The sequence below is a fragment of the Rhizobium sp. BR 250 genome, assembly GCF_047445855.1.
Taxonomy (GTDB): Bacteria; Pseudomonadota; Alphaproteobacteria; order Rhizobiales; family Rhizobiaceae; genus Agrobacterium; species Agrobacterium tumefaciens_I.
Genome location: NZ_JARWKW010000006.1, coordinates 351,961 through 363,146, shown reverse-complemented (window position 1 = coordinate 363,146; position 11,186 = coordinate 351,961). Strand labels below are relative to the sequence as shown.

Annotated in this window: 9 protein-coding genes and 2 pseudogenes; 4 read left to right on the top strand and 7 right to left on the bottom strand. The window is 59.5% G+C overall.

From position 1 onward, the window contains the following. Together QD336_RS12750 and QD336_RS12745 are read left to right on the top strand one after the other, a co-directional pair. Positions 1 to 229: pseudogene (locus tag QD336_RS12750) on the top strand (IS110 family transposase); the annotation flags it as partial. 14 nt (positions 230 to 243) lie between these two features. Beyond that, positions 244 to 861: pseudogene (locus QD336_RS12745) on the top strand (FAD-binding protein); the annotation flags it as partial. A 102-nt stretch (positions 862 to 963) separates the two neighbouring features. Here the strand turns inward: QD336_RS12745 and QD336_RS12740 are convergent. After that, positions 964 to 2,763 (bottom strand): ABC transporter transmembrane domain-containing protein, encoded by a 1,800-nt coding sequence (locus tag QD336_RS12740; RefSeq protein WP_499170955.1) that lies wholly within the window; start codon positions 2,761 to 2,763, stop codon positions 964 to 966. A gap of 260 nt (positions 2,764 to 3,023) precedes the next feature. On the opposite strand from QD336_RS12740, the gene rpmE reads away from it, so the two are divergent. Beyond that, the gene (gene rpmE / locus QD336_RS12735; protein WP_003497640.1) at positions 3,024 to 3,245 is read left to right on the top strand and encodes a 50S ribosomal protein L31; all 222 of its coding nucleotides are present in this window, start codon (positions 3,024 to 3,026) and stop codon (positions 3,243 to 3,245) included. Positions 3,246 to 3,732: 487 nt separating this feature from the next. Here rpmE and rcdA read toward each other — a convergent pair whose 3' ends face one another. From rcdA to QD336_RS12720, 3 genes are all read right to left on the bottom strand, one after another. Then, a complete protein-coding gene (gene rcdA, locus QD336_RS12730) occupies positions 3,733 to 4,248 on the bottom strand; it encodes a protease adaptor protein RcdA (RefSeq protein ID WP_003506184.1) in 516 nt (171 codons plus the stop codon). A gap of 405 nt (positions 4,249 to 4,653) precedes the next feature. Next, positions 4,654 to 4,845, bottom strand: coding sequence for a DUF1192 domain-containing protein (locus QD336_RS12725; RefSeq protein WP_499170952.1), 192 nt, complete (start codon positions 4,843 to 4,845; stop codon positions 4,654 to 4,656). After that, positions 4,842 to 6,131, bottom strand: a complete 1,290-nt coding sequence (locus tag QD336_RS12720; RefSeq protein WP_269346641.1) for an MFS transporter — start codon at positions 6,129 to 6,131, stop codon at positions 4,842 to 4,844. Before QD336_RS12720 ends, QD336_RS12725 begins: the two co-directional genes overlap by 4 nt. Before the next feature lie 135 nt (positions 6,132 to 6,266). Here QD336_RS12720 and QD336_RS12715 point away from each other — a divergent pair, with 135 nt between their 5' ends. Beyond that, complete coding sequence (locus tag QD336_RS12715; protein ID WP_162854470.1) at positions 6,267 to 6,422, top strand: hypothetical protein; 156 nt, start codon at positions 6,267 to 6,269, stop codon at positions 6,420 to 6,422. Positions 6,423 to 6,532: 110 nt separating this feature from the next. Here the strand turns inward: QD336_RS12715 and QD336_RS12710 are convergent, their stop codons facing one another. The 3 genes from QD336_RS12710 to QD336_RS12700 all read right to left on the bottom strand — a co-directional run bounded on the left by QD336_RS12710 (position 6,533) and on the right by QD336_RS12700 (position 10,886). Next, complete coding sequence (locus QD336_RS12710; protein WP_269346642.1) at positions 6,533 to 7,558, bottom strand: class I fructose-bisphosphate aldolase; 1,026 nt, start codon at positions 7,556 to 7,558, stop codon at positions 6,533 to 6,535. 191 nt (positions 7,559 to 7,749) lie between these two features. Beyond that, a complete protein-coding gene (locus QD336_RS12705) occupies positions 7,750 to 8,952 on the bottom strand; it encodes a phosphoglycerate kinase (RefSeq protein ID WP_269346644.1) in 1,203 nt (400 codons plus the stop codon). Positions 8,953 to 9,020: 68 nt separating this feature from the next. Next, positions 9,021 to 10,886, bottom strand: a complete 1,866-nt coding sequence (locus tag QD336_RS12700; protein WP_269346646.1) for a potassium/proton antiporter — start codon at positions 10,884 to 10,886, stop codon at positions 9,021 to 9,023. Between the last annotated feature and the right edge of the window lie 300 nt (positions 10,887 to 11,186).

Below are 11,186 nucleotides of genomic sequence, written 5' to 3'. Positions count from 1 at the left end.
CCGACTGAACCGGGGTGGTGACCGACTTGCCAATAGTGCCCTCCATATAATTGCAATTGGCCGTCTCAGGACCGACGAGAAAACCAAACTGTATGTCGCCCGGCGTGTTGCTGCGGGGCATTCCAAGCTCGACGCAATTCGGGCATTGAAACGTTACATCGCTCGGGAAGTCTTCGGCATCATCACGCGCCGCCAGAAACAGATCAATCAAACCAGGATCGTCGCTTGACAAACAGAAGGGCGTCCAAGGCGATCATCAAGAAGGAATTCGCGCTTTCAGGCTCGGAGCAAAATCCTGATCTGACGGGCAAGGATCTCCGGCTGCTGCTGAAGCGGCTAGGCAAGGAACCACCGGGGCCGGTGCGGGTTTTCATGGAGCGGGGTGAAGACTTTGTCGTTCGCGATACGCTGGAAGAGCTGGTGATGGGAATGAACACCATCAGCGGTGAGGACCGGCTCAATATCGATCATGTCCGCCGGCAGATAGAAGCACGGGACCGAGAAATCGAAAACGGCTTCAGCAAGGATGTGCAGGTAACGGCGATCCATGGCGCGCGCCGTTATCTGGGTGACCGGCTGATGCGGACGGCAAAACCGCACCGGTTGCTTGATCCGGCAATGGGGCCGTTGATTGCCGTGCGCCTGCATGTGCTGACGCGCAAGACGCTCGGCGGCCTGCATACCGATCTCGAAGCACGGGTGCTGGATGCAGCGGGTCAACCGGTGCCGGGCCTTTATGCCGCCGGTGAGGTGGCGGGTTTCGGCGGCGGCGGCATGCATGGTTATAATGCGCTGGAGGGCACATTCCTTGGCGGCTGCCTGTTTTCAGGCCGCGTTGCGGGACGCAGGGTGTTGGGCTAGAGCAATTCCGGTGAACACCGGTCCACCTCCATTGCTCTAACTCTTTGTTTTGCGCATTTCCGGACGCAAAACCGAGTACACTTCTGCTGGAAATGCTCCAAATCAGGCCTGGGCGCGCAATTCGTCCGGTCCGGTCTGGAATTGCAGCCGGGCGAGGCGGGCATAAAGGCCGTTCTGGCGGATGAGGCTCTGGTGCGTGCCTTCCTCGATGATACGGCCTTCATCCATCACCAGAATGCGGTCGGCCTTCAGCACGGTGGCGAGGCGGTGGGCAATGACGATGGTGGTGCGGGTTTTCATCAGCTCGTCGAGGGCCTTCTGCACCAGCGTTTCGCTTTCTGCATCCAGTGCCGAGGTCGCTTCGTCTAGCAGCAGGATTGGCGCATTGCGCAGGATGGCGCGGGCGATGGCGATGCGCTGGCGCTGGCCGCCGGAAAGCGTCACACCGCGCTCGCCCACCTGCGTATCGTAACCATCGCCGAGACGCTCGACGAAGCTGTCGGCCTGCGCGGCGATGGCGGCGGTGCGCACCTCTTCGCGTGTCGCTTCAGGCCGGCCAAAGGCGATATTGTCGTGGATGGAGGAGGCGAAGATCGCGACATCCTGCGGTACGATGGAAAGCCGCGCGCGCAGATCGGCCAGGCTGACGTTGCGAATATCCATGCCGTCGATGGTGATGCGGCCCTGCTGCGGATCGTAAAACCGCATCAGCAGGGAAAAGACCGTGCTTTTGCCGGCACCGGAAGGGCCGACGATGGCAACGGTTTCGCCGGCAGCGATCTTGAAGGAAAGGCCGGAGACAATCGGCCGCCCTGTTGCGAGCGGATAGATGAAATCGACATTGTCGAATTCCGCTTCGCCCCGCGGTGGTTGCGGCATGGCAACGGGGAATGCGGGTTCTGCAACGGGTGAGCGTTCATTCAGCAGCTCGGAAAGCCTTTCGGCCGCGCCGCCCGCCTGGGCGAGTTCGCCCCAGACTTCCGAAAGCTGGCCGAGGCCGCTGGCTGCGATGACGGAATAAAGCACGAACTGGCCAAGCGTACCCGCCGTCATGCTGCCCGACAGAACGTTCTGCGCGCCATACCAGAGAATGCCGACAACGCTGCCGAAGACGAGAGCGATGGCGACAGCGGTAAGAATGGAACGGGCACCGATCGCCGCCCGCGCGCCCTGATAGGCGGCTTCTACGGAGGCGCCGTAACGGGCATTCGCCAGTGCCTCGGCATTGAAGGATTGCACGGTGCGGCTTGCTGCGATCGTTTCGGAAGCATAGGCGGCGGAATTGGCCAATGTATCCTGCGTGGTGCGGGCGCGGGCGCGAACGGATCGTCCAAAGGCGATCAGCGGAAAAACGATGAAGGGAATGGCAAGCAGCGCGAGGCCGGAAAGGCCGGGGCTGGTATAGATCATCATCGCCACGGCACCACAGCACATGATGATGTTGCGCAGCGCCACCGAGGCGGAAGAGCCGAAGGCGGAGCGGATCTGCACCGTATCGGCGGTCAGTCGCGAGGTGAGCTCGCCGGATCGATTGCTATCGAAAAACTGCTGTGACAGGGTGGTGAGATGGGCAAAGACATCACGGCGCAGATCGGCAACGACCCTTTCGCCGATAGTCATCACGTAATAATAACGCATGGCGCTGGCGAGCGCGAGGACAACGGCAATCGCCAGCAGCATGGCGAAATAGCTGTTGATCATGCCGCCATCCGGCGTCTGAAAACCGTGATCGATGATGCGGCGGACGGCAAGCGGCAGGGCCAGTGTTGTGGCGGAGGAAAGCACAAGCGCAAAAAGGGCTGCCGCCATCAGGCCGCGATAGCGCCTGAGATAGGGAAACAGGCTAAGAAGCGGTTTCAGGCTTCTCTGTTTTGCCACTTTCTGCGCTTCTATATCTGCCACGTCCCGTATGCTCCTCGTTCCATGCCGCTTTCGGCCTTTTGTGGGCGAATTTCCGATGTTCGGTAAAATTCCCGCCCCTTTGGCCATCTCCTTTCACAAGGGGATAGCAGGCTCTTGTTATCTGGGCGACCTTCATGTATAGGCTCCGCATCGAATTGGGAAGCCATAGCCCATCTGGTCTATGGCTTCATTTATTGAAATGGCTCAGTTGACGCAATTGCGGCAAATGGACCGCACGTCACTTAACCAGGAAGATTGTCATGAAGGCTGATATCCATCCCGATTATCACACGATCAAGGTGGTCATGACCGATGGCACCGAATACGAAACCCGCTCTACCTGGGGTTCGGAAGGCGCCGTCATGAACCTTGAAATCGACCCCAAGTCCCATCCGGCATGGACGGGCGGCAACCAGCAGCTTATGGACCGCGGTGGTCGCGTTTCCAAGTTCAACAAGCGTTTCGGCGGCCTCGGCCTCTGATCCCCTTGCGGACGGATCATTTAAAAAAGCCCGGCTTTGCCGGGCTTTTTTGTTGCCTCGTCCCGCCTGGCTTGTTGCCATTACAATATCTTTCTGTATGGCGACCCTCGTTCTCATGTTCCGCTTCGGCCTGGCACTAATCGGCGCAGGCAGCGGCTCTGGCGGCGTCATCGTGGATATATGCCGGAGAGTAGTCATCGAAACATCGGTCGATTCTCTCGTTGGCGTCCCAAAGTGGTTTTCCATAAATATAGACAGAAACGAGCAGCGCCGATAAAGACGCGATTGAGATATACTTTAGGGTCCTCATCCTTTCCCTCTTTAGGTGTGCCGGTAAGCTGAAATACACATAAAAAATTAAATACCAATCTCACGTATTTATTTGAATCTGGGCAATACTTGGGTGGCGGCGACTGCTTTGCCACCGCAAACAAAAAAGCAGGCCGGTGAGCCTGCTTTCAAGTTGTCCGGATAATGTCGTCTTTTCTCAGTTGATCGAGAAAGCCGTGCGCAGCAGGTTGAGCTGCGCCTGCACGCTGTTTTCGTTGTCCGGCACCTTGGCGGCTTCGGACGGGCGGTAGATTTCGCGGTCGAGCAGGGCGATGCGATTCTGGAGGCGTAGCGAGCGCTCGATGAGGTCGCGGAAGGATTCAGGCAGGTCGTTCCAGCCGGGCGCGTTGCGGTCGACATTAAAGCTGTCGAGACGTACCTTGTTCTTTTCGCTCAGAACCTGATCGCGCGTCATCTCACCATTGTTGACGGCGCGCTGCAGAAGCAGCCAGGAGGCCATCTGCATCAGACGGGTGGTGAGGCGCATCGATTCTGCCGCATAGAGGACCGATGCCATGCGCGGCAGAACCTTGGAGGCTGCGCGGCCGGCGCCGTCGAGATAACTTGCCGTCTCCTCAACCAAGGTCATGCCTTCGGTATAGAGGGTCTTGAACTGGTTGGAAGCAGCCGCGCGACCCGCAAAGCTTATGGTATTTAAAACCTGTTCCGACATTTTCTTTAAATCCCTGCTCACGCACCACACTGTCAGGCAACGACGACCCGGATATTTTGTTCCGGTCTTTAGTGTTTTCAGGATGGTATCTTTACCCGAAATGCGCAAGGCAATTATTAAAGAAGGGTTAATACCCACAGTTTTACAGAATCCGCAGGGCGGCAAAAAAAGAGCCGCGAAAGCGGCTCTCAAGGTAAAACAGGGAGAAAAATCAGACCAATTCGCCGTATGGAGAAGATGCCTGAGGTCCAGAAGAACTGGACATGTATAGTAATCTCTCAGAAAGCTTAATTTTTGGTTAATGGTAAACGAAAGACTGCGCTAGGATCTTTATTTTAAGACGCTGCCGGGGCGCCTCAACCAGCATTGGAAGACGTGCAGCCCGCATCTATTCTGAGTCGCGCATCAGGATCGGAAGAGATTCTCCGCCGCCAGCCGGCCGGCGGATTTGCGTTTCCTCTCCTCCTCAAGTCGGGCGATTTCGGCTTGCAGGAGGTCAATGCGGTTGCTCAGCTCGTCCACCGAAAGAAGGCTGAGATCGCCGCCGATCTCGTGTGCCACGGGTTTTTGCGGGCGGTCGTCGTCAAAGAGGCTCATATGCCTGCTCCTTTTTCCACATAGTCGCCATCCTCCTCGGAATATTGCGGCGCGCGCGGGTCAAGTGCAATACTTTCCGGCGTGACGAGTGGCGAGGGCGTTGTCGGCATCATGGTCGAGAAATTGTCCTTTTCCTCGGTGGAAAGGGCGGCGCGCTGGCGGCTTCTGATGATGGCATAGGCGGTGATCAGCAGATGCGCCACCGCCGTCACCAGAAACAGCGCATAGGGGCCGGAGTAGGTCATGATCGTGCCGCCCAGCGTCGGGCCGATAATGGTGCCGATGCCATAAAGCAGCAGCAGGCCGCCGGAGACCTTGACGAAATCTTCCGATGCGGCGAAGTCATTGGCATGCGCCACGGCGATGGGATAAAGCGCGTTGGCGGCGGCGCCATAAATGGCGATCATGGAAATCAGCACATAGACGTCATGTGGCTGCACCAAGGCGACGGCAAGGCCAGCGACGGCGCCAAGCCCGGCGAGGCCAGCCAGCACGTAACGGCGGTCTATCCGGTCCGAAAGCCTGCCCGCCGGAAACTGCGCCAGCGCACCGACGAAAATCGTGACGGAGACCATGATGGCGATCATGGTCGGGTCGAGACCTGCCCTTGCGCCGAAGACGGCGCCGAGCGTACCGTAAGCGCCGTTGGCGATGCCGATCATCAGGATGCCGACGAAGGAGACCGGCGAGTTGCGGTAAAGGGCTGGCAAATCCAGCTTGACCTTCTGCAACGGCTGGGGACTGGCAGCCTTGGAAAGCGTGGCAGGCAGAATGGCGATGCAATAGATGATACCGCAGATCATGAACAGCGATGTATTGCTGATATCGCCCATCGGCACGATCATCTGCCCCGCGACGACGCCGAGCAGCGTGATGGCGATATAGAGCGAAAAGATCATGCCACGGCTCTCATTGGTGGCGCGCTCGTTCAGCCAGCTTTCAATGATCATCGAGGTGCCGGCCGTGCAGAAACCGGTGAGCGCGCGCAGCGCGATCCACGAGGCATCGTCGATGATCAGGCCGGTCATCAGCACCGTCAGGCACACCAGCGCCACGAAGGATCCGAATGCCCGTACATGCCCCGCGCGGCGGACGATGGCGGGCGCCACAAAACAGCCGATGACGAAACCCGCCGCCCAGGAGGTGCCGAGAAAGCCCAGAGTTTCGTTGGAATAACCTTCCGCCGAACCGCGCACCGGCAGGATGAGGCCCTGCAGGCCGTTGCCGAGAAAAAGAAACAGAGTGCTGGATAAAAGAGCGAATACGGGTAGAAGATTTCTGCTCATGAAGACACTCTCATGCGTTCGGCGGACGGTCGGACAGGCCATTGAACGGGGTTACCCGAATGAGTTGCACTCTTCTGGTGAACGGTAAAAATGTCCAGCCTGTGACGATGCAGAAATAAAGAAAAGGCTCAATAAATGACGAAGGCAATCGGCCTTTTTTTACTGCTGGCCATGATGGTCCAGATCATCCGGCCTTTGGGCCTGCCGGGCCTGAAAAAAAGAGGCGATTGCTGGAAGATTGCGGTTGCCGCCTTTGTCATCTGGTCGGCGACGCTGCTCTTGCGGCCATAGGCCGGAACAAAAGCGGGTGGCGAAACCGCGCATGGCCTTTGCCATTGGTTCCAAAGAAAAAGCCGCCCGGAAGGGCGGCTTCATTTTAGCGCATGTCTGCGGCGAAAGCCTTAGGCTGCCTTTTCGAGTTCCTGTTTCCAGTTGCCCTTGGCGGCAAGGCTGTTCATGGCGGCGCGGTGCGTGAAGGCGCGCTGGCCGGCGGCGACATTTTCCTGCTTGCCGCCCCAGGTCTTGAGAGCGGTATCCTGAAGGGCGCGGCCGTAGGAATAGGTCAGCGACCAGGGCAGGTTGTAACCGGCATTCATGGCGGAGAGATGCGCCGTCGCCTCTTCGGAGGACTGGCCGCCGGAAAGGAAGGCAATGCCAGGAACGGCGGAAGGAACGGTGGCCTTCAGAACCTTCACGGTCTTTTCCGCCACTTCCTCGACGGACGCCTTGCGGGCGTTCTTGCCGTCGATGATCATGTTCGGCTTGAGGATCATGCCTTCAAGGTTGACGCGGGCGTCGAACAGATCGGCGAATACGGTCTGGAGAACCCATTGCGTGACTTCCGCACAACGATCGATGTCATGCGTGCCGGGCTCGCCGTCCATCAGCACTTCAGGCTCGACGATCGGCACGATATCGGCCTGCTGGCAGAGAGCTGCGTAACGGGCGAGCGACTGGGAGTTTGCCTTGATCGAACCCCAGCTCGGGCGCTGTTCACCAATGGTGATGACGCCGCGCCATTTGGCGAAACGGGCGCCCGCCTCGTGATATTTGCGCAGGCGCTCGTAAAGACCGTCAAGGCCTTCGGTGATGAATTCATGCGGGTGGAAGGCCATCGGCTTGGCGCCGATATCCACCTTGATGCCGGGCAGGCTGCCGGCTGCCTTGATGATGTCCACGAAAGGCGTGCCATCGGCGGCCTTCTGGAACAGGGTCTCTTCGTAAAGGATGACGCCGGAAATGTATTTCTTCATGGCGTCGTCGGCGCGGAACAGCATCTCGCGATAGTCGCGACGGGCGGTCTCGGTGGACTCCAGATTGATGCTGTCGAAACGCTTCTTGATCGTTCCTGTGGATTCGTCGGCGGCAAGAAGGCCCTTGCCGTCGGCGACCATCTTGATTGCAATGTCTTCGAGACGTTCGGTCATTTGCTATTCTCCCAAGGCACAATAAATTCCCGATAACAGAAGTTCCAGGGCAGGGAAATGGCACGCTAACTCATTGAAACGATTGAAATGATTTCAATCGTTTGAAACTTTTTCTCAAGGTGCCGCTTGCCAAAAAGCAAGGCCGGACAAGCATGGCTTGTCCGGCCTCGTGTCAGGCAAGTGGAAGAAGTTTACTTGGCGGCGGCAAGGATGGCAACGCCCGGCAATTCCTTGCCTTCCATCCATTCGAGGAAGGCGCCGCCAGCCGTCGAAACGTAGGAGAAATCCTCGGAAACGCCGGCATGGTTGAGTGCTGCAACGGTGTCACCGCCGCCGGCGACGGAGACGAGCTTGCCAGCCTTGGTGCATTCTGCCGCATGTTTTGCGGCAGCCACGGTCGCCGCGTCGAAGGGCTCGATTTCGAAGGCGCCGAGGGGGCCGTTCCAGACCAGCGTTTCCGCGCGGGAAATCCATGCCTTGATGCTTTCAACCGATTTCGGGCCGACATCGAGAACCATGGCGTCGGCGGGAATGGCGTTGATGTCGACGACTTCATTGGCGGCACCGGCCTTGAATTCGCGGGCGACGACGCCGTCTTCAGGCAGGACGATGGCGCAGCCGGATGTCGCGGCCTCGATCATGATCTGCTTTGCGGTTTCTGCCAGATCATGCTCGCAGAGCGACTTGCCGACCTGCGCGCCGCGGGCGGCGAGGAATGTATTGGCCATGCCGCCGCCGATGACGAGGGCATCGACCTTCTTGACGAGGTTCATCAGGAGGTCGATCTTGCTCGAAACCTTGGCGCCGCCGACGATGGCGACGACCGGCCGCACCGGCTGGCCGAGGCCCTTTTCCAGCGCCTCAAGCTCGGCCTGCATGGTGCGGCCGGCATAGGCGGGCAGGTGGCGGGCGAGACCCTCGGTGGAAGCATGGGCGCGGTGGGCGGCGGAGAAGGCGTCGTTCACATAGATATCGCCATTGGCAGCCAGGGCCTCGACGAAAGCGGGATCATTCTTTTCCTCGCCCTTGTGGAAACGGGTGTTTTCCAGCAGCAGGATATCGCCATCATTCAGTTTTGCGACGGCATCCGCCGCCGCCGCGCCGATGCAATCGGCTGCGAAGGAAACGGCGTGATCCAGCACCTCTTCGACGGCGGGTACGATCTGGGAAAGCGACATGTCCGCCACCGGCTCGCCCTTGGGGCGACCGAAATGGGCGAGCAGAATGACTTTCGCACCCTTTCCGGACAGTTCCAGAATGGTCGGCGCAACACGTTCGATACGGGTCTTGTCCGTCACTTTCCCATCCGCGACCGGCACGTTGAGATCAACGCGGAGGAGGACGCGTTTTCCGGCAATGTCGTTAAGGTCGTCGAGGGTCTTGAAAGCGGGCATAGGTCGATCCTGATGTTGTTGCGAGTTCGGCACGGACCATACTATGCCTGAATGCCGACGCAAGCCGGTCAGGCGTCATTTTCTCGCACTGTATTGGCAGGGGCGGGGATGCCTTCTTCGGTGTCGGCGGGCTGCTGTTGGCGCCTCTGCGCCAGATAGTTGCGCACGCGGCCGAGAATTTCCGAAAAGCTGATGAAGATCGGCAGGCTGGTTGCCGGCTCCACCGGCTCGAGGGAAATGCCGACGCCGGTAATTGCCTCATGCTCGTCGAGTGTGCGGACAATCAGGACGATGGAGCCAAGGCGCACGCGGTCGGCATAATCGGCCTTTCCGGCAAGGCGTGCCTCGATAAGTTCGGCGACGCTCATCGCCAGTTCGGCGGGAGAAAGCAGGCCGGGACCATAGGCCGCGTCCAGCTCCTTTGCCGGACGGGCGGGCGAGATCGCGAAGGTGCCGAAGAAATCGGCGTCGTCATCGGCAACCGGCAGTGCGCTTGCGAACAACCGATCGATCAGGCGGGTATAGCCGGGCGCGATGAAAAGGTAGACGAGATCGTTTTCCCGCAGCCGCCCGGCATATTGGTAGCGGATCGACTTGCCGTCGCGCACAACCAGTGACGGCATGGCCCAGCGCGGAATCCGTTCGCCCTGCATGATGGCGCTGCCCTTGGCGACGCGGTAGGAAATCAGCTCGTGATTGGCGGTGCCCGGAAGATCGACCTCCAGCTTGTCCACCTCGCCCATGCGCGGTGGCACGATCAGCCCGAGCCTTGTGGCCACCGGCTTGATGGTCCAGCCCTGCACCAGAAGCGACACCAGCACGATGATGAAGGCGGCATTGAAATAGATCTGCGCATCGTCAAGCCCACCGAGAATCGGCATGATGGCGAGCAGGATCGAGACGGCGCCGCGCAAGCCCACCCAGGCCACGAAGGATGTTTCCTGCTGGGTATAGTTGAAGGGCATGAGACTAAGCCAAACCGCGAGCGGGCGGGCGACGAAGATCAGGAAAAGTGCCAGCAGCACGGCGGGAATGGCGATCGCCGGAAATTGCGACGGGGTGGCGAGGAGACCGAGCATCAGGAACATGATGATCTGGGCAAGCCATGTCAGCCCCTCGTGGAAACGGCGGATGGTCTCCTTGGCGAAGATCCTGCGGTTGCCCGCAACGATGCCCGCCACATAGACCGCCAGAAAGCCGCTGCCGCCGATTGCCCCGGTAGAGGAAAAGACGAGCAGCGCCAGCGCCAGCACGAAGATCGGCGCCAGTCCACGGTCGGCGGCGAAACGGTTGACGACGGTGGCGATCATGACGCCACCGAGCAGGCCGAGCACCAGGCCAAGGCCCATTTCCTCGATGAAGAGCAGCAGGAACCCGCCGTCGATGCCCGCCAGCCCCTGGCCCTTGGCGATGATTTCGACCAAAGCGACGGTGAGGAAGATGGCCATCGGATCGTTGGTGCCGGATTCCACTTCCAGCGTCGAGCGGACCTGATCGCGGATGTGAATGCCGCCGATGCGCAGCAGGAAGAAGACGGCCGCCGCATCGGTGGAGGCGACGATGGCGCCGAGCAGCAGGCCCTCCAGCCAGGAGAGCCCAAGCAGCAGGGCGGCCGCACCCGCGAAGAACACGGAAGTAAGGATGACGCCGACGGTGGCGAGCGCGACGGCGGGTGCTGCCGAAAGCCGGAAGGATTGTATCGACGTGCCGAAACCGGAATCGAAGAGGATGACGGCGAGCACGAGCGAGCCGAGCATGTAGGCGAGTGGATTATTGGTGAATTCGATGCCGAGGCCGTCCACACCCGCCGCAAGGCCGATCATCAGGAACAGCAGCAGGAGCGGCGCGCCGAAGCGGAAGGCGATGAGGCTGGAAAAGGCTGCGACGAGAACCAGAACGGTTGCCACCAGCAACAGAAGATAAAATGATTCCACGTCCACCGCCTCATTCGAACCGCTTTGATCGCCGCAATCGCCGCTCTGCGCGTCTGCAGTCAATGCGCCACGGGTTGCGGTCTGTCAGCGCTGTCTGGGTGGCGTTGAAAGGCGACGCAAGGCGGGGTGTATCGAATGATACGGCAGGGCCGAAGTGCATTGCGCACGACCGTTATCCCTATGTTTCTTGTCCGTCTCAAAATGGACCAGACAAAGGCAGGAAATGGGAATTTTTTCGGCGTGCGAGTGAAAACGGAGACTGCGCGCAGCGTGGCGATTTGGCTTGGAAACAATCCGCCT